The following is a 19,449-nucleotide window of genomic DNA, read 5'->3' on the forward strand; positions in this document are numbered from 1 at the left end:
CGCGCCCGGACAGCAGCGCATGCGGGGCATGCTCGGCGCAGTCGCGCGTGCTGTCGTCATCAGGGCCTCACTGTGTGCCGGGTCGGGTGCCGGTCCCGTGATGGTAACCGCAGGCGGGCCCGCAACCAGGTGTGACGTAGTCGTTGTCCCACATGTCGAGAAAACGCTTCCAGAACATTTGACGGGTGGCTGAAACCGTTCTCATGATCTGCGTATGAAGACGCTGCTGCTCGTGCGGCGGCTGTACGTGGACCTGTTCCGGTCGACCACGGCCAGCTGTCGCTGACCCCTCCCGGAGCACCCGCACGCCCGAGCCCGACCGGGCTCCCCCACACCCACCCGCCGTACGCCGCCCTTGCCGCCGTACCGGGTGGGACGGCGCAACTCCCCCTGCCTGCTCCGGGTTTCCGCCCTGCCTCCGGCTTCTCCTTCTTCTCCCGTACGCCTTCCTTCCGTACGCCCTCCTTCCGCGCGACCGCGCGGCGGCGTACTTCCGCGCACCCTGGAGCACCCTCATGTCCCGCAGCATCCGCCTGCCCCTCGCCGCGCTGTCGCTGGCCTCCGTCTCCGCCCTGCTCCTCGCCGGCTGCTCGCAGTCCACGGACGCCTCGAAGAACACCGGCGACACCGCCGCCTCGGCCTCCGCCGCCACCGGCAAGAAGCCGGCCCCCTTCGACAAGGGCACGGTGAAGGTCGCCCTGGTCCGGCAGAGCGGCGCCGGCGACTACTTCGAGCAGTGGGGCAACGGCGCCAAGGCCCAGGCCAAGGCCATCGGTATCGACCTCACCGTGTACGACGCCCAGGCCGACAACGCCAAGCAGGCCACCGACCTGTCCTCCGCCATCAACTCCGGTGCGCAGGCGATCATCATCGACCACGGCTTTCCGGCCACCATCCAGCCGGAGATCGACCAGGCCGTGAAGAAGGGCATCAAGGTCGTCGTCTACGACGTCGACCAGACCAACAAGGCGGTCGTCAGCACCGAGCAGGACGACGCCGGCATGGCCCAGGCCGTACTCGACGTGATGGCCAAGACCGTCGGCAGGAACGCCAAGGTCGGCTACGTCAACGTGGCCGGTTACGCCGCCCTCGACAAGCGCGACTCCGTCTGGAAGAAGGCGCTCACCGCCGTCGGCTGGACCCAGGAGTTCAAGGTGGGCAAGGTCACCGACTCCACCGCCACCGACAACGTTCCCCTGGTCTCCGCCGCGCTCACCCAGCACTCCGACGTGACCGGGGTCTTCGCCCCCTACGACGAACTCGCCAAGGGCACCGTCCTCGCCGTCCAGAACAAGAAGCTCCAGGGCAAGGTGAAGATCTTCGGCGCGGACGTCTCCAACGCCGACATCCAGAACATGACCGCCACCGACAGCCCATGGGTCGCCACCGCCGGCACCGACCCGTCGGCCGTCGGCGCCGCCGTGGTCCGCACGACCGCGCTGGAGCTGGCCGGTCAACTGAACGCGTCCTCCGTCGAGTTCCCGGCCGTCGCCATCACCCGCGACTTCCTGCTCAAGAACAAGGTCGAGAACATGGACCAGCTGCGCACCGCCCTGCCCGCGCTGAACCTCTCCAAGGTCAGCACCGCGGACTGGATCACCGATGTCGCCCACTGAGAACACTCCTGACGAGGTGCCCGCGGTCTCGCTGACCGACGTCAGCATGGCCTTCGGCGGCCGGACGGTCCTCGCGTCCGTCTCCCTCGACATCGCCCCGGGCAGCGTGGTCGCGCTGCTCGGCGCGAACGGCGCCGGAAAGTCCACCCTCATCAAGATCCTGTCCGGCGTGCACGCGGGCCACGGCGGCGCGATACGCGTCGCGGGGGAGCCCGCGTCCCTCCAGTCCCCGCTCGCCGCACGCCAGTTGGGCATCCAGACGGTGCACCAGCGGATCGGCGAGGGCATCGTCCCCGGCCTCACGGTCGCCGAGAACCTGGTCTTCGAGGAACTGGCCCAGCAGCGCGGCAACCCGTTCCTGAGCGGCGCCCGCACCCTGGCCCGCGCCCGGGAGATCCAGGCCGGTCTCGGCCTGCACTGGAGCGATGCGGTCCTCCGCCGGGACGTCACCGAACTCGGTATCTCCGACCGGCAGTTGCTTATCCTGGCCCGCGCCCTGGCCACCCGCCCGCGGCTCCTGGTCCTCGACGAACCGACCTCGGCCCTGTCGGCCGCCGAGGCCGAACGCCTCTTCGCCCTCGTCGAGAAGATGCGCGACGACGGCATCGCCGTGCTCTATGTCTCCCACCGCCTCGGCGAGATCGACGCCCTCGCCGACCGGCTGGTCGTCCTGCGGGACGGCCGTCTCACCGAGGACCAGGCCAGGCCCTTCGACTGGGACGCCGCCCTGCGCGCCATGCTCGCCCAGGCCCACGAGGCCCGCACGGCCCGCCCGGCCAGGGAAGGGGAGCACGGCGACGTCGTCCTCTCCCTGCACGGCGTCCGGCTCTTCGAGGGCCGCGCCCCGCTCGACCTCGACCTGCGGGCCGGCGAGGTCACCGGTGTCGTGGGCCTGCTGGGCGCGGGCAAGACCGAACTGGCCCGCGGCCTGTTCGGCGCCGAACCCTTCCGCACCGGCACCGTCGAACTGGACGGCAGGGCCTATGCGCCCCGCCGCCCCGCCGACGCCATCCGGGCCGGCGTCCATCTGGTCCCCGAGGACCGGCACGCCGACGCCCTCGTCCCCGGCTGGTCCCTGGCCCAGAACATCTCCCTGCCGTTCCTCAGGTCCCTCTCCCGGGCCGGCCTGGTGAGCCGCTCCCGCGAGGACGCCCTCGGCCGGGACGCCGTCGACGCCCTCGGGATCGTGACCCGCGACGAACACAGCACCGTGGAGGAACTCTCCGGCGGCAACCAGCAGAAGGTCGTCGTCGGCCGCTGGCTCGCCGAGACCCCGCGCGTCCTCATCCTGGACGAACCGTTCCGGGGCGTGGACATCGGCGCCCGCCGGGACATCGGCCGCCGCGCCCGCGCCCTGGCCGCCGAGGGCGCAGCCGTGCTCGTCCTGTCCGCCGACGTCGACGAGGTACTGGAGGTCGCCGACCGGGTCGTCGTCCTCGCCGCCGGCGAGATCCACCTCGACGCGTACGGCGAGGACGCGGAGCGCGACCGCGTGATCGAGACCATCGCCGTGTCCGTCTAGCCGTGTCCGTCCCACCGCGTCCGTCCCACCGCGTCGGTCCCACCGCGTCGGTCCCACCGCGTCCGTCCGGTCCCCGCGGCCGGTCGGCCCTCCGACACCGGCCGCCGAAGGAAGCAGCAGCCATGACCACCACCCAGAGCACCGAGGCACCGGTCACCGCACCGGCCCCGCCCGTCACCGCCGTACGTGTGCAGAACGCCGTCATCAAGTACGGGTTCATCTTCGTCACGGTCGCGCTGTTCGCGTACTTCGCCCTCACCGAGGGCTCGTTCCGCGAGTCGGCGACCCTCCTGGACACCCTCCGCTATGTCTCCGTCGCCGCCATCCTCGGCCTCGGTGTCACCCTCGCGATGGCCGTCGGCGGGATGGACATGTCGGTCGGCGCGGTCGCCGGACTCGGCGTCTCCGTCGCCGCCCAGACGATGGTGATCCACAACCAGGTCGGCACCGTCGCGATCCTCGCCGTCCTCGCCGCGGGCGCCCTCGCCGGCCTGCTCAACGCGCTGCTCATCGTCGTACTGAAGATCCCCGACATGCTGGCCACCCTGGGCACCATGTTCGTCGTCCAGGGCGGCAAACTCATCCTGGTCGACGGCCAGTCCGTCACCCCCGGCATGACCGAGGCCGACGGCACCACCGCCCCCGGCAGGTTCACCGCGGGCTTCCTGCGCATCGACCGCGGCACCGTCCTCGGCATCCCGATCTCCGTGCTGATCTTCGCCGCGCTCACCGTCGCCGCCTGGGTGTTCCTGGCCCGCACCCGCTGGGGCCGGGTCCTCCAGGCCATCGGCGCCAACCCCGAGGCGGCCCGCCTCGCCGGCATCCGCGTCGGCGCCTACCGCGCCCTCGCCTACGTCCTGTCCGGCGTCCTCGCCTCGGTCGGCGGACTGATCCTCGCCTCCCGGATCGGCCAGGGCGACGTCTCGGCCGGCACCTCCCAGCTGCTGGAGGCGGTGGCGGTCGCCCTCGTCGGCACCTCGGTCCTCGGCAAGGGCCGCCCGAACGTGTGGGGCACCGCCCTCGGCGCGGTCCTGATCGGCATCATCACCACGGGCCTGACCATCAAGGGCCTGCCGTACTACACCCAGGACGTGGTCGAGGGCGCCGTCCTCATCCTCGCCCTGGTCTTCAGTTTCACCCTGTCCAAGCGCCGCACCGCATAAGGAAGTTCGAGACCATGGGCTACCGCATCCTGGAGACCGCCGACGTCCCGGCCTACCTGCGCGAGCGCGGCCACTGGGACGACCTCGACGACATCGACGTCCGCGAGGTCTCCGACGGCAACGTCAACCGCGTCTTCCTCGCCTCGAACGGCGCCGGCACCCGCAGCCTCGCCCTCAAGCAGGCGCTGCCCTGGGTGCGGGTGGCCGGCCCGTCCTGGCCGCTCAGCCCGGACCGCTCGGACGTCGAGGCCCGCGCCTACCAGCAGCTCGCCAGGGTCGCCCCCGACACCGTCCCCGCGATCCACGGCTACGACCCCGAGAACCACGCCCTGGTCATGGAGGACCTCTCCGACCTGGCGGTCCTGCGCACCGCCCTCAACGAGGGCACCCCCTACGGCCCGCACACCTCCCGCCGCATCGGCGAACTCGTCGCCCAGCTCTCCTTCGCCACCAGCGACTTCGGCATGGACTCGGCCGACCGCAAGGCCCTGATCGCCGCCTCCGTCAACCCGGAGCTCTGCCGGATCACCGAGGACGTCGTCCTCTCCGAGCCCTACATCGAGCACGAGCACAACCACTGGCTCCCCGAACTCGGTGATCTCGCCGCCGAGTTCCGCGCCGACACCCGGCTGCGCACCGAGGTCGCCGACCTCCGGCACACCTTCATGACCGGCGCCCAGGCCCTGCTCCATGGTGATCTGCACACCGGCAGCATCATGGTCGGCGAGCGCGAAAACACCCCCGTCGTCCGGGTCTTCGACCCCGAGTTCTCCTTCGTCGGGCCCATCGGCTTCGACCTCGGCCTGTACTGGGCCAACGCCCTGGTGTCGCAGGAGCGGGCCCGGGCCCTGGGCGCCGTCACCGACCATCCCCTCCAACTCGCCCTCTCCTGGGAGGCGTTCGAGCGGGAGTTCCGCCGCCTGTGGCCGACCCGCGTGGACACCTTCTTCGACGACGCCTACCTGGACCGCTTCCTGCGACGGGTCTGGACGCAGTCGCTGGGCTTCGCCGGCACGGAGATCGTCCGCCGGATCATCGGCTTCGCCCACCTCACGGACCTCACCACCCTGCCCGACCCGGTCCCGGCGTCCCGGCGGGCCCTGCTGCTCGGGCGCGAACTGATCGTGCGCCGCGCCGAGTTGACCATGCCCGGCGCGGTACGGGACCTGGCCGGCTAGCGGCACCGGCCGTCCCGTACGGACAGGCGGTACCGGCCGTCCCGTACGGACAGGCGAAGAGGCGGCTGCCCAGGGGATGGGAGCCGCCTCTTCCGTGCCCGCCCCCGGTACGGCGGGGCCGGGTCTTCAGCGGTTGCCGGGCCGGTCAGGGAGGACCCGGCAACCGCCTGCTTGTTCTGCCTATCGGTTACTTCTTGTCGAGCAGGTCCTGGACCTTGGCCCTGACGTCGTCCGTGGCCAGGCCGCGGATGGTCAGGGTGGTGCGGCGGCGCAGCACGTCGTCCGCGGTCTCGGCCCACTCGTGGTCGCGGGCCCAGACGACCTGCGCCCAGATCTCCGGGGCGTCCGGGTGGACGCGCTCGGCCAGCTCCGGCTGCTCGTTGGCGATCCGGGCGATGTCGAAGGCCAGCGAACCGTAGTGGGTGGCCAGGTGCCTGGCGGTGTCGGCGGCCATCCGCGGGCCGGGTGCCGGGTTGTCCACCAGCAGGCGGTGGGCGACCGCACGGGGGTTGGCGACACCGGGCAGCGGGAGCTTCTTCGGCAGCGAGGCGATCGGCTCGAAGTCGTCGCCGAGCGGGTGGCCCGGCAGCGCCTCCAGCTTCTGCATCACGGTACGGCCGATGTGCCGGAAGGTGGTCCACTTCCCGCCCGCGACGGACAGCATGCCGCCCCGGCCCTCGGTGACCACGGTCTCCCGCTTGGCCTTGGCGGTGCTGCCGGGGCCGCCCGGCAGCACGCGCAGGCCGGCGAAGGCGTAGGTGATCAGGTCGCGCTGGAGCTGCTGGTCCCGGACGGAGAACGCGGCCTCGTCCAGGATCTGGGCTATGTCCTTCTCGGTGACGGCGACATCCGCCGGGTCGCCCTCGTACTCCTCGTCGGTGGTGCCGAGCAGCAGCATGTCCTCCCACGGGAGGGCGAAGGTGATCCGGTACTTGTCGATGGGGGTGGCGAGCGCGGCCTTCCACGGCGCGGTCCGCTTCAGCACCAGGTGCGCGCCCTTGGAGAGACGGATGGAGGGGGCCGCGTTCGGGTCCTCCATCTTGCGCAGGTGGTCGACCCAGGGGCCGGTGGCGTTGAGCACCAGGCGGGCGTTGACGCCGAACTCCTCGCCGGAGACGGCGTCCTTGAGGTCGGCGCCGGTGACCCGGCCCTTGGTGAAGCGCAGACCGGTGACCTGGGCGTGGTTGAGGACGACCGCGCCCGCCTCGACGGCCGCGCGGACCGTCATCAGCGCCATGCGGGCGTCGTTCATCTGGTCGTCGCCGTACACCGCGACGGCCTTGAGGTTCTCGGTGCGCAGCTCGGGCACGTCCTGCGCGGCCTTCGCCGGGCTCAGCAGGTGCCCCACTCCGTCACCGAACGCGGAGAGCGCGGAGTAGGCGAACACGCCGGCCCCGAGCTTCGCGGCGCCGTGCGGACCGCCCTTGTACACGGGGAGGTAGAACGTGAGCGGGTTCGCCAGGTGGGGGGCCACCTGGCGGGAGACCGCACGGCGCTCGAAGTGGTTCTCCGCGACCAGCTTCACCGCGCCGGTCTGCAGGTAGCGCAGACCGCCGTGGAGGAGCTTGGAGGAGGCGGAGGAGGTGGCGCCGGCGAAGTCGCCGGCGTCGACCAGTGCCACCCTGAGCCCGGACTGCGCGGCGTGCCAGGCGGTGGAGATGCCCAGGATGCCGCCGCCGATCACGAGAAGGTCGTACGACGCCTTGGAGAGCTGCTCCCTGGTCTCGGCCCGGCTCGGGTTGGAGCCGGAGGCCGGGTGCGTCCCCAGGGCAGGCACAGACTGCAGGGTGGACTGACTGGTCATGTCGGGTTCTTACTCCTCGTCAGAGCTGGTGAGCTCTCTTCGGCTCAGCTCTCGTCGTCGTCGATCCAGCCCATGGTCCGGTCGACGGCCTTGAGCCAGTTCTTGTACTCACGGTCGCGGACGTCCGCGTCCATGCGGGGGGTCCACTCCGCGGCCCGGCGCCAGTTGGCGCGCAGTTCGTCGGTGCTGGACCAGAAGCCGACGGCGAGGCCGGCGGCGTAGGCGGCGCCGAGGCAGGTGGTCTCGGCGACCATCGGGCGCACCACGGGTGCGTCGAGGACGTCGGCGAGGGTCTGCATCAGCAGGTTGTTGGCGGTCATGCCACCGTCGACCTTGAGGGCCACCAGCTCGTCGCCGGAGTCCTTCACCATGGCGTCCGCGATCTCACGGGTCTGCCAGGCGGTGGCCTCCAGGACGGCGCGGGCCAGGTGCGCCTTGGTGACGTACCGGGTCAGGCCGGCGATCACACCGCGGGCGTCGGAGCGCCAGTGCGGGGCGAACAGGCCGGAGAAGGCCGGCACGAAGTAGGCGCCGCCGTTGTCCTCGACCGAGAGCGCGAGCGTCTCGATCTCGGCCGCGGTGGAGATCAGGCCCATCTGGTCGCGCATCCACTGCACCAGCGAGCCGGTGACGGCGATCGAGCCCTCCAGCGCGAACACGGTCGGCTGGTCGCCGATCTTGTAGCCGACCGTGGTCAGCAGGCCCGCGTAGGAGTTGATGATCTTGTCACCGGTGTTCATCACCATGAAGGTGCCGGTGCCGTAGGTGGACTTGACCTCGCCCTCGGAGAAGCAGGTCTGGCCGAACAGGGCCGCCTGCTGGTCGCCGAGCGCGGAGGCGACCGGGATGCCGCCGAGCAGGTCGCCCAGCTTGCCGCCGGTGACCTCGCCGTAGACCTCGGCGGAGGAGCGGATCTCGGGCAGGATCTGCAGCGGCACGCCGATGGATTCGGCGATCTTCTCGTCCCACTGCGTGGTGTGCAGGTTCATGAGAAGGGTGCGGGAGGCGTTGGTCACGTCGGTGACGTGCTTGCCGCCGTTGACACCGCCGGTCAGGTTCCAGATGACCCAGGTGTCCATGGTGCCGAAGAGGATGTCGCCCGCCTCGGCGCGCTCCTTGAGGCCGTCGACGTTGTCGAGCAGCCAGCGGGCCTTGGGGCCGGCGAAGTAGGAGGCGAGGGGGAGACCGGTCTCGCGGCGGAAGCGGTCCTGGCCGACGTTGCGCCCGAGCTCCTTGCAGAGGGCGTCGGTGCGGGTGTCCTGCCAGACGATCGCGTTGTGGACGGGCTCGCCGGTGTTCTTGTCCCACAGCACGGTGGTCTCGCGCTGGTTGGTGATACCGATGGCCTTGATGTCGTCACGGGTGATGCCGGCCTTCTGGATGGCTCCGGCGACGACTTCCTGGACGTTGGTCCAGATCTCGTTGGCGTTGTGCTCGACCCAGCCCGGCTTGGGGAAGATCTGCTCGTGCTCCTTCTGGTCGACCGAGACGATCCGGCCGTCCTTGTCGAAGACGATGCAGCGGCTGGAGGTGGTGCCCTGGTCGATCGCGGCGATGAAGGGACCTGCGGTGTGGGCGTCGGTCACTGTGTGCTCCTCGAAGTTCCGTGGTGTTGGGGCTGAACGTACGGCGCGAGTCGGCTTTTTCAGCGGAGGTTGCTGTCTAGGCGAAAGCGACGTTGTAGATGCCTGCGGCGATCGCGGCGCCGACCAGCGGGCCGACCACCGGGATCCAGGCGTAGCTCCAGTCGGAACCGCCCTTGTTGGGCAGGGGGAGGAGCGCGTGCACGATGCGCGGACCGAGGTCACGGGCCGGGTTGATCGCGTAGCCCGTCGGGCCGCCGAGCGACAGACCGATCGAGACGACCACCAGCGAGGTGATCAGCGCGCCGATGGTGCCCAGGCCGTTGCCCTTGTCGTTCAGGCCCTGGGTGAGGACGGCGAGCACCAGCACGACGGTGCCGATGATCTCCGTGGCGAGGTTCTGCACCACGTTCCGGATCTCCGGACCGGTGGAGAAGATGCCCAGGACCGGCCCGGCGCCCTTCTCCTCGGCCTCGACGGCCTTGGCCGCCGTGGCCTGCGCACCCGGACCGCCGACGATCTCCTTGTCGGTGAGGTGCGCGTGGAACTGGCCGTAGTAGGCCACCCAGACCAGGGTGGCGCCGATCATGGCGCCGAGCAGCTGACCGCCCCAGTACTCGGGGAGCGTGCTGTAGTCGTGGTTCTTGATCGCGAGTGCGAGGGAGACGGCCGGGTTCAGGTGGGCGCCCGAGAGGGGCGCCGAGGTGTAGACGGCCGTCAGAACGGCGAAACCCCACCCGAAGGTGATGGCGAGCCAACCGGCGTTACGGGCCTTGGAGGCCTTGAGCGTAACGGCGGCGCAGACGCCACCGCCGAGCAGGATGAGTATGGCGGTACCGATGGTCTCGCCGATGAAGATGTCGGAGCTGGACACCCGCGACTCCTTTGTCCTTCGTCCAGGGGACCGAACCCCGGGTCCCTCCGGGAGTTCGAGCTGCCCTCGGGGGTGAGAGCGATGCCGGCCCTTGGCGTTGTCACACTCTAGCGCGTATTGCCGGTAGGTGTTCGACAATGCCGACCGATGGACGGGAGTCTTGCTCCGGCGTTACGCGTGCGTCAAGGGTTCTGTTATCGAAAGTGCGATCGTTATTGATTGCTGTGGGATATCGATCTTTGTCCGGGTCGCACCCGGCCGGGCCGGGGCTCGGGGGCCGCTCTCGCTCCTGGGGTCCTGAACTGCGAGTTTGTCCCGCTTTGTCCATCTCAGGGTACGACTGAGGCCGGTTCGCCGACATGCGAACCGGCCTCGGTCGTCGATCAGTGGCGAGGGGTCAGAACCGTCCCGCGCCCAGGTCCCGCGACACCGCGCGGGCGCAGTCCCGCACCGCGGCGATCAGCTCGGGCCGCAGTTCCCCGTCCCGGCACAGCCGCTCCACCGCACCCGTGATGCCCACCGCGCCCACCGGCATGCGGCGCCGGTCGTGGATGGGCGCCGCGACGGAGGCCACGCCCTCCCAGGTCTCCTCCACGTCGGCCGCGTACCCGCGCGCGCGTGTGATGTCGAGGATGTGCTCGAAGGCGTCCTGGTCGCAGGTCGTGCGGTCGGTGAAGGGCTTGCGGTCGGCCTCCAGGGCCTCGCTGTGCGCCACCGGGTCGTAGGCCGACAGCACCTTGCCCAGGGCCGTGGAGTGCAGGGGTTGCATCGCCCCGATCTCCAGCACCTGCCGGCTGTCGTCGGGCCGGAAGACGTGGTGCACGATCAGTACGCCCTGTTGATGGAGAACGCCCAGGTAGACACTCTCCCCGCTGGAGCGGGCCAGGTCGTCCGTCCACACCAGCGCCCGCGCCCGCAGCTCGTGGACGTCCAGATAGGTGGTGCCGAGCCGGAGCAGCTCGGCGCCCAGCTGGTACCGCCCGGAGGCGTCGTCCTGTTCGACGAAGCCCTCCTGCTGGAGGGTGCGCAATATGCCGTGGGCGGTGCCCTTGGCGAGACCCAGTGACGAGGCGATGTCGGACAGGCCGAGCCGTCGCTCGCCGCCCGCGAGCAGCCGCAGCATCGCGGCCGCCCGTTCGAGCGACTGGATGTTCCGTGCCATCGCCGTTCTGCCTCCGTCCCTACGACCCTCACCGTCACGGCCGCCGTATCCACCGTTCGGCAATGTCGAACACTACCGGTCCATGTCGACTCTCCGCTAATGGTCGGTCGACACCTGTTACATCACGCGTGGCCCAGCCTTGGTCACCCGGCCACACTCGTCCGCCCCGCACCATGGCCGGTGAGCGGCCAGGAAGCCAGAGCCGGCGACATACTCCCCCACCAGCCGACTCGCTCGCCCCCGCCGGCCGCTCACCCGCCCGCCACCAGCCGACTCACTCGTCCGCCACATGGACGCCCTGCCCATCCAAGCCCACACCCGGTTAGGCTGACGCAGTGCGTCCCGGTCCGGGCCCGCCCGGGGGGACCGCATAGCCGACAGCCGTCGCATCCAAGGGAGCCCTTCATGGCCTCGTCGCCGCCGTCCCCTTCCACCGACAGCCGGACCCGGGTGTCCGCGCTCCGAGAGGCACTCGCCACCCGTGTGGTGGTCGCCGACGGAGCCATGGGCACCATGCTGCAGGCGCAGGACCCCACCCTGGAGGACTTCGAGAACCTCGAGGGCTGCAACGAGATCCTCAACATCACCCGCCCCGACATCGTCCGCTCCGTCCACGAGGCGTACTTCGCCGTGGGCGTCGACTGTGTCGAGACCAACACCTTCGGGGCCAACACCGCGGCCATGGCGGAGTACGACATCGCCGACCGCGTCCACGAACTGTCCGAGGCCGGCGCCCGCATCGCCCGCGAGGTCGCCGACGAGCACACCGCCGCCGACGGCCGGCAGCGCTGGGTGCTCGGCTCCATCGGCCCCGGCACCAAGCTGCCCACCCTCGGCCATGTGCCGTACGTCACCATCCGTGACGGCTTCCAGCAGAACGCCGAGGGTCTGCTCACCGGCGGCGCCGACGCACTGATCGTCGAGACCACCCAGGACCTCCTGCAGACCAAGGCCTCCGTCCTCGGCGCCCGCCGCGCCATGGAAGCCCTCGGTGTCGATGTCCCCCTTCTGGTCTCCATGGCCTTCGAGACCACCGGCACCATGCTGCTCGGCTCCGAGATCGGCGCCGCGCTCACCGCGCTGGAGCCGCTCGGTATCGACATGATCGGCCTGAACTGCTCGACCGGCCCCGCCGAGATGAGCGAGCACCTGCGCTACCTCACCCGGCACTCCCGCATCCCGCTGCTGTGCATGCCGAACGCCGGTCTGCCGGTCCTCACCAAGGACGGCGCCCACTTCCCGCTCGGCCCCGAGGGCCTGGCCGACGCCCAGGACAACTTCGTCCGGGACTACGGCCTCTCCCTCATCGGCGGCTGCTGCGGCACCACCCCCGAGCACCTGCGCCAGGTCGTCGAGAAGGTCCGGGGCGTCACCCCGCCCGAGCGCAGCCCGCGCCCCGAGCCCGGCGCCGCCTCCCTCTACCAGACCGTGCCGTTCCGCCAGGACACCTCGTACCTGGCCATCGGCGAGCGCACCAACGCCAACGGTTCCAAGAAGTTCCGCGAGGCCATGCTGGCCGCCCGCTGGGACGACTGTGTGGAGATGGCCCGCGAGCAGATCCGCGAGGGCGCCCACATGCTCGACCTCTGTGTGGACTACGTCGGCCGGGACGGCGTCGCCGACATGGAGGAACTGGCCGGCCGCTTCGCCACCGCCTCCACCCTGCCGATCGTCCTCGACTCAACCGAGGTCGACGTCATCCAGGCCGGCCTGGAGAAGCTCGGCGGCCGCGCGGTCATCAACTCCGTCAACTACGAGGACGGCGACGGCCCCGAGTCCCGCTTCGCGAAGGTCACCAAGCTGGCGCGCGAGCACGGCGCCGCGCTGATCGCGCTGACCATCGACGAACAGGGCCAGGCCCGCACCCCCGAGCACAAGGTCGCCATCGCCGAACGGCTCATCGACGACCTGACCGGGAACTGGGGCATCCACGAGTCCGACATCCTCATCGACACCCTGACCTTCACCATCTGTACCGGCCAGGAGGAGTCCCGTAAGGACGGCATCGCCACCATCGAGGCGATCCGCGAACTCAAGCGCCGCCACCCGGACGTCCAGACCACCCTCGGCCTGTCCAACATCTCCTTCGGCCTCAACCCGGCCGCCCGCATCCTGCTGAACTCCGTCTTCCTCGACGAATGCGTCAAGGCCGGCCTGGACTCGGCGATCGTGCACGCCAGCAAGATCCTGCCGATCGCCCGCTTCAGCGAGGAAGAGGTGCAGACCGCCCTCGACCTCATCCACGACCGCCGCACCGAGGGCTACGACCCCCTCCAGAAGCTCATGCAGCTCTTCGAGGGCGCCACCGCGAAGTCCCTCAAGGCCGGAAGGGCCGAGGAACTGGCCGCCCTCCCGCTGGAGGAGCGCCTCAAGCGCCGCATCATCGACGGCGAGAAGAACGGCCTGGAGGCCGACCTCGACGAGGCGCTGACCACCCGCGCCGCCCTGGACATCGTCAACGAGACCCTCCTGGACGGCATGAAGGTCGTCGGTGAACTGTTCGGCTCCGGCCAGATGCAGCTGCCGTTCGTCCTGCAGTCCGCCGAGGTCATGAAGACGGCCGTCGCCCACCTCGAACCGCACATGGAGAAGTCCGACGCCGAGGGCAAGGGCACCATCGTCCTCGCCACCGTCCGCGGCGACGTCCACGACATCGGCAAGAACCTCGTCGACATCATCCTGTCCAACAACGGCTACAACGTCGTCAACCTGGGCATCAAGCAGCCCGTCTCCGCGATCCTGGAGGCCGCCGACGAGCACCGGGCCGACGTCATCGGCATGTCCGGCCTGCTGGTCAAGTCCACGGTGATCATGAAGGAGAACCTGGAGGAGCTCAACCAGCGCGGCCTCGCGGCCTCCTACCCGGTCATCCTCGGCGGCGCCGCCCTCACCCGCGCCTATGTCGAGCAGGACCTGCACGAGCTCTACGAGGGCGAGGTCCGCTACGCCCGCGACGCCTTCGAGGGCCTGCGCCTGATGGACGCCCTCATCGGCGTCAAGCGGGGGCTGCCCGGCGCCGTCCTGCCGGAGCTGAAGCAGCGCCGGGTGCGGCCGACCGCCACCACCCAGGTCGAGGAACGGCCCGAGGAGGGCCATGTCCGCTCCGACGTAGCCGTCGACAACCCGGTGCCCACCCCGCCGTTCTGGGACAGCCGCGTCATCAAGGGCATCCAGCTCAAGGAGTACGCCGGCTGGCTCGACGAGGGCGCCCTCTTCAAGGGCCAGTGGGGCCTCAAGCAGGCCCGCACCGGCGAGGGACCGTCGTACGAGGAACTCGTCGAGACCGACGGCCGCCCCCGGCTCCGCGGCCTGCTCGACCAGCTCCAGACCGAGAACCTGCTGGAAGCGGCCGTGGTCTACGGCTACTTCCCGTGCGTCTCCAAGGACGACGACCTGATCATCCTGGACGAACAGGGCAACGAACGCACCCGGTTCACCTTCCCCCGCCAGCGCCGCGGCCGCCGCCTGTGCCTCGCCGACTTCTTCCGCCCCGAGGAGTCGGGGGAGACGGACGTGGTCGGCCTCCAGGTCGTCACCGTGGGCTCGCGCATCGGCGAGCAGACCGCCAAGCTCTTCGAGGCCAACGCCTACCGCGACTACCTCGAACTGCACGGCCTGTCCGTCCAGCTCGCCGAGGCCCTCGCCGAGTACTGGCACGCGCGCGTGCGCTCCGAGCTGGGCTTCGCCGGCGAGGACCCGGCCGACGTCGAGGACATGTTCGCCCTGAAGTACCGGGGCGCCCGCTTCTCCCTCGGCTACGGCGCCTGCCCCGACCTGGAGGACCGCGCCAAGATCGCCGACCTGCTCCGGCCCGAGCGGATCGGCGTCCACCTCTCCGAGGAGTTCCAGCTCCACCCCGAGCAGTCCACCGACGCGATCGTGATCCACCACCCGGAGGCGAAGTACTTCAACGCACGCTGAGCCCCGCCACGACCCGAGACGTGTCCCACACGGCACACTGATCGGATAAGTCGTACACTGGTCGGTCCACAGCAGGCCGGTTCCCCGCATGGGAACCGGCCTGATCGTCCCTCAAGGAGGTACGTGGATGACCAGCACGGTCCCCGCGCTCGGAACCCGGACGGCCGAAGGGTCGGCGCTCCAGGCGGTGCTCCTCGACATGGACGGCACCCTGGTGGACACCGAGGGCTTCTGGTGGGACGTCGAGGTGGAGATCTTCGCCCGCCTCGGCCACACCCTCGACGAGTCCTGGCGCCATGTCGTGGTCGGCGGCCCGATGACCCGCAGCGCCGGGTTCCTCATCGAGGCCACCGGCGCGGCCATCACGCTCGACGAGGTCAGCGTCCTGCTCAACGACGGCTTCGAGGCCCGCATCGGCAGCGGCCTGCCGCTGATGCCGGGCGCGCAGCGGCTGCTCGCCGAGCTCTACGAGCAGCAGATCCCCACCGCCCTGGTATCCGCCTCGCACCGGCGCATCATCGACCGTGTCCTGACCCGGCTGGGCTCCCACCACTTCGGCCTGTCCGTCGCCGGCGACGAGGTCTCGCGCACCAAGCCCCACCCGGACCCGTATCTGCTCGCCGCCGCCGGCCTCGGCGTGGACCCGGCCAGATGCGCGGTCGTCGAGGACACCGCGACCGGCGTCGCCGCCGCCGAGGCCGCCGGCTGCCAGGTGGTCGCCGTACCGTCCGTCGCGCCCATCGCCCCCGCCGAGCGGCGCACCGTCGTCACCTCGCTGGAAGAGGTCGACCTGGCATTCCTGCGCGGACTGATGACGGAAATGCGCTAGCCGTTCACCCAGCGTGCAAAGATCATTGGGTGAAATCGCGGCGGAGATCGGGCAACGGAATTCGCAACTGTTCAACCGGCTGAATTGCGGGGGTGGCCCCGCCCCTCACGTGTGTGACGTTCCCCACGTGTAGGAGAGTCGACAACGTTGCCGAGGTGTGCCATCCACCCCCGATCGGGGGGATTCGGGGTGACCTTGTGTCCCGATTGGGGAGAGGCTGCACTAATCCTGCCGCTGTCGGGTTTTCGGACTGTCCACGCCCGGTTCCACTGCGTGATGGGATCTCAACTCACGCTCCTGTGAACCCTCCTGCAGGCGCCGACTAATCTCGTCGCGAGAACATCGCCGTAACCCCCGTGATCCGCTTCGACACCCCATGTATGCGGGATACACGGACACGAACAGCTCTGGAGAACTTCGAGCATGAACCGCAAGACTTTGGTGCTGCCGGCCGTGGTCGGCCTGCTCACTCCGGTGCTCGCCGCGTGCGGTGGATCCGGCAGTGGGAGCAGCAGCAGCGGCGCGATCGTCGTAGGCACCACTGACCAGTTCACCGCCACGAAGGACGCTCCGGCGCCGGTCGACCCCGCCTACTCGTACGACGTCGGCGGCTGGAACATCCTGCGTCAGACCGTGCAGACCCTCATGTCCCAGCCCAAGGGCGAGGGCGACCCGGTCCCGGACGCCGCCGAGAGCTGCTCCTTCACCGACAGCCTCAGCGAGCGCTACGCCTGCAAGCTGCGCGACGGCCTCAAGTTCTCCAACGGTGACGCCGTCACCGCCCAGGACGTCAAGTACTCCATCGAGCGCGCCCTGCGCATCAAGTCGGACAGCGGCGTCTTCGCCCTCCTCTCGAACATCGACACCATCGAGACCCAGGGCGACCGCGAGGTCATCTTCCACCTCAAGAGCGCCGACGCCACCTTCCCGTACAAGCTGTCCACCCCGGTCGCGGGCATCGTGAACCCGAGCGACTACGAGAAGGACAAGCTCCGCGACGGCTTCGACATCGACGGCTCCGGCCCCTACACCTTCAAGGCCGACGTCAAGGACGACTCGATCGTCTCCGCCACCTTCACCAAGAACCCCGACTACAAGGGTGCCGTGAAGGTCAACAACGAGCAGGTCGTCCTGCGTTCCTACGCCGACGCCGACGCCATGGGCAAGGCGATCGACAAGGGCGACATCGACGTCATGACCCGCACCATGTCGCCCGCGCAGATCAACAAGCTCGACACCGGCGCCGACTCCAACGTCGACCTCGTCGAGATGGCCGGTCTCGAGATCCGCTACCTCGGCTTCAACACCAACGCGCCCACGGTCAAGTCCAAGGCCGTCCGCGAGGCCATGGCTCAGATCATCGACCGCGCCTCCCTCGTCTCCAAGGTCTACGGCTCCCAGGCCGAACCGCTGTACTCGCTGGTCCCGGCCTCCATCACCGGCCACTCCAACTCCTTCTTCAACAAGTACGGCGACCCCAGCGTCCCCAAGGCCAGGACCCTGCTGACCGCGGCCGGCATCACCACCCCGGTGAAGCTGACCATGCACTACACGACCGACCACTACGGCTCCGCCACCAAGCAGGAGTTCGAGGTCCTCCAGAAGCAGCTCAACGACAGCGGCCTGTTCGACGTCAGCATCCAGGGCACCGCCTGGTCGACGTACCAGACCGCCGAGCGCAAGGGCGCGTACGACGTCTACGGCATGGGCTGGTTCCCCGACTTCCCCGACGCCGACAACTTCCTCGCGCCGTTCCTCGACAAGGACAACTTCCTCAAGTCGCCCTACGTCAACAACAAGATCATCAAGACGCTGATCCCCGAGTCCCGCCGCGAGGCCGACCGGGCCAGCGCCACCAGCAGCCTGACCACCATCCAGGACACCGTCGCCGAGGACGTCCCGGTGCTGCCGCTGTGGCAGGGCAAGGAGTACGTCGCCGCCCGCAACGACGTCACGGGCGTCGCCTACGCCCTCAACTCCTCCGCCAGCCTCCAGCTGTGGGAGCTCGGCCGCGGCTCCAGCAGCTGACACCCCGCCGCACGGCACGCACACGACGCGAAGGGCGCCCCTCTCCGATCGGAGAGGGGCGCCCTTCGCATCTCGCGTCGTAGCGTCTCCCGCTGCGTCAGTGTCGTCCCCTACTGCGCGCCGGGGCGCACCAGGCCGCTCTCGTACGCGTACACCGCCGCCTGCACCCGGTCCCGCAACCCCAGCTTCGTCAGCACATGCCCCACATGCGTCTTCACGGTGGTCTCACTGACGAACAGGTCCGCGGCGATCTCCGCGTTCGACAACCCCCGCGCCACCAGCTTCAACACCTCCACCTCGCGGTCGGTGAGCGTGTGCAGCGTGTCGGGCACCGGCTCCTCGCCCGACGGCAGATGCGTGGCGTACTTGTCCAGCAGCCGGCGCGTGATGCTCGGCGCCAGCATCGCCTCGCCGTTCGCCACCACCCGGATCGCCTGCACCAGCTCGTTCGCCGGGGCGTCCTTCAGCAGGAAGCCACTGGCCCCCGCGCGCAGCGCCTCCACCACGTACTCGTCCAGATCGAACGTGGTCAGCACCAGCACCTTCGCCGGACCGTCCCGGCCCGGCCCGGTGATCTGCCGGGTCGCCTCCACACCGTCCATCCGCGGCATCCGGATGTCCATCAGCACGACATCGGGCTGCAGCGCACGCACCTGGTCGAGGGCCTGCAGACCGTCTCCGGCCTCGCCCACGACCGCGATGTCCTGCTCGGCCTCCAGAATCATCCGGAACCCGGTTCGCAGCAGCGGCTGGTCGTCGACCAGTAGGACGCGGATGGCCACGGTAAGTCTCCTTCGCTAGTCCGCGCCCATTCTGCCCTGCGTCAGGTCCTCGGACCCGGCCGACCTCACCGGCAGCGGATACGGCGGGGGAGTACCACCGAACTCCGGGCAGTGCGCCTGATGGTCGCACCAGCCGCACAGCTTCGTCGGACGCGGCCGCCACTCACCCGACTCCGTCGCCTCCCGGATCGCCTCCCACAACGCCAGCAACTTGCGCTCGACCCGCTGGAGATCGGCCACGACCGGGTCGTACGTCAGCACATCACCACTGCCCAGATACACCAGCTGCAACCGCCGCGGCACCACGTTCTTCAGCCGCCACACCACCAACGCGTAGAACTTCATCTGGAACAACGCACCCTCGGCGTACTCCGGCCTCGGCGCCTTGCCCGTCTTGTAGTCGACGATCCGCACCTCACCGGTCGCCGCCACATCCACCCGGTCGATGATCCCGCGCAGCCGCAGCCCCGACTCCAGCTCGGTCTCCACGAACAGCTCCCGCTCCACCGGCTCCAGCCGGGACGGATCCTCCAGCGTGAACCAGCGCTCCACCAGCTGCTCCGCCTCACCCAGCCAGCGCGCCAGCCGCTCGCCCTCGGGATCGTCCGCGAACAGTTCACCGACCTCCGGCCTGCTCTCCCGCAGCCGGTCCCACTGCCCAGGAACCAGCGACCTGGCCCACGGCACCGTCCGCTCCGCCGCGGGCGCGTCGAACAACCGCTCAAGCACCGCGTGCACCAACGTCCCTCTGGTCGCCGCCTCGCTCGGCTTCTCCGGCAGCCGGTCGATCACCCGGAACCGGTACAGCAACGGACACTGCATGAAGTCACTGGCCCGCGAGGGCGACAACGAGGCGGGCGGCACCGCCGCGGACGCCTGCGCCGCCCCCACCGGCGACTGTGCCTGCGCGACGATGTCCGCGCCCCGAGCCCGCGAGGCGTCCTCGATGCTGCTGTCCATGCCACAGACCATACGGCCCGCCACTGA

13 protein-coding genes are annotated in these 19,449 nt (G+C 69.8%); 7 read left to right on the forward strand and 6 right to left on the reverse strand.

Going from position 1 to position 19,449, the window contains the following annotated elements:
• Window positions 1-515: 515 nt before the first annotated feature.
• From ACIRR9_RS36250 to mtnK, 4 genes are all read left to right on the forward strand, one after another.
• The gene (locus tag ACIRR9_RS36250; protein WP_403760896.1) at window positions 516-1,616 is read left to right on the forward strand and encodes a substrate-binding domain-containing protein; all 1,101 of its coding nucleotides are present in this window, start codon (window positions 516-518) and stop codon (window positions 1,614-1,616) included.
• The gene (locus ACIRR9_RS36255; protein ID WP_403760898.1) at window positions 1,603-3,138 is read left to right on the forward strand and encodes a sugar ABC transporter ATP-binding protein; all 1,536 of its coding nucleotides are present in this window, start codon (window positions 1,603-1,605) and stop codon (window positions 3,136-3,138) included. The genes ACIRR9_RS36250 and ACIRR9_RS36255 overlap by 14 nt, the downstream gene beginning before the upstream one ends.
• 122 nt (window positions 3,139-3,260) lie before the next feature.
• Window positions 3,261-4,301 (forward strand): ABC transporter permease, encoded by a 1,041-nt coding sequence (locus ACIRR9_RS36260; RefSeq protein ID WP_403760901.1) that lies wholly within the window; start codon window positions 3,261-3,263, stop codon window positions 4,299-4,301.
• Window positions 4,302-4,315: 14 nt separating this feature from the next.
• Window positions 4,316-5,479: an S-methyl-5-thioribose kinase gene (mtnK, locus tag ACIRR9_RS36265; protein WP_403760903.1), complete on the forward strand. Its 1,164-nt coding sequence runs from the start codon at window positions 4,316-4,318 to the stop codon at window positions 5,477-5,479.
• A gap of 187 nt (window positions 5,480-5,666) precedes the next feature.
• Here mtnK and ACIRR9_RS36270 read toward each other — a convergent pair whose 3' ends face one another.
• The 4 genes from ACIRR9_RS36270 to ACIRR9_RS36285 all read right to left on the reverse strand — a co-directional run bounded on the left by ACIRR9_RS36270 (window position 5,667) and on the right by ACIRR9_RS36285 (window position 10,902).
• Window positions 5,667-7,283: a glycerol-3-phosphate dehydrogenase/oxidase gene (locus ACIRR9_RS36270; protein WP_123978348.1), complete on the reverse strand. Its 1,617-nt coding sequence runs from the start codon at window positions 7,281-7,283 to the stop codon at window positions 5,667-5,669.
• 44 nt (window positions 7,284-7,327) lie between these two features.
• Complete coding sequence (gene glpK, locus ACIRR9_RS36275) at window positions 7,328-8,869, reverse strand: glycerol kinase GlpK (protein ID WP_123978349.1); 1,542 nt, start codon at window positions 8,867-8,869, stop codon at window positions 7,328-7,330.
• A 76-nt stretch (window positions 8,870-8,945) separates the two neighbouring features.
• Complete coding sequence (locus ACIRR9_RS36280; protein WP_403760907.1) at window positions 8,946-9,740, reverse strand: MIP/aquaporin family protein; 795 nt, start codon at window positions 9,738-9,740, stop codon at window positions 8,946-8,948.
• A 397-nt stretch (window positions 9,741-10,137) separates the two neighbouring features.
• Window positions 10,138-10,902, reverse strand: a complete 765-nt coding sequence (locus tag ACIRR9_RS36285) for an IclR family transcriptional regulator (RefSeq protein ID WP_365346421.1) — start codon at window positions 10,900-10,902, stop codon at window positions 10,138-10,140.
• Window positions 10,903-11,307: 405 nt separating this feature from the next.
• Here ACIRR9_RS36285 and metH point away from each other — a divergent pair, with 405 nt between their 5' ends.
• The 3 genes from metH to ACIRR9_RS36300 all read left to right on the forward strand — a co-directional run bounded on the left by metH (window position 11,308) and on the right by ACIRR9_RS36300 (window position 17,680).
• A complete protein-coding gene (gene metH / locus ACIRR9_RS36290; protein WP_403760910.1) occupies window positions 11,308-14,823 on the forward strand; it encodes a methionine synthase in 3,516 nt (1,171 codons plus the stop codon).
• A gap of 127 nt (window positions 14,824-14,950) precedes the next feature.
• Window positions 14,951-15,652, forward strand: coding sequence for an HAD family hydrolase (locus tag ACIRR9_RS36295; RefSeq protein WP_403760913.1), 702 nt, complete (start codon window positions 14,951-14,953; stop codon window positions 15,650-15,652).
• A gap of 423 nt (window positions 15,653-16,075) precedes the next feature.
• Window positions 16,076-17,680, forward strand: a complete 1,605-nt coding sequence (locus ACIRR9_RS36300; protein ID WP_403760916.1) for an ABC transporter substrate-binding protein — start codon at window positions 16,076-16,078, stop codon at window positions 17,678-17,680.
• A 110-nt stretch (window positions 17,681-17,790) separates the two neighbouring features.
• Here ACIRR9_RS36300 and ACIRR9_RS36305 read toward each other — a convergent pair whose 3' ends face one another.
• Window positions 17,791-18,462, reverse strand: a complete 672-nt coding sequence (locus ACIRR9_RS36305) for a response regulator transcription factor (protein ID WP_030608351.1) — start codon at window positions 18,460-18,462, stop codon at window positions 17,791-17,793.
• A 15-nt stretch (window positions 18,463-18,477) separates the two neighbouring features.
• Window positions 18,478-19,422, reverse strand: coding sequence for a RecB family exonuclease (locus ACIRR9_RS36310; protein WP_403760920.1), 945 nt, complete (start codon window positions 19,420-19,422; stop codon window positions 18,478-18,480).
• Window positions 19,423-19,449: the final 27 nt, after the last annotated feature.

This window comes from Streptomyces sp. NPDC101234, from assembly GCF_044767525.1.
In the GTDB taxonomy this organism is placed as follows: domain Bacteria; phylum Actinomycetota; class Actinomycetes; order Streptomycetales; family Streptomycetaceae; genus Streptomyces; species Streptomyces sasae.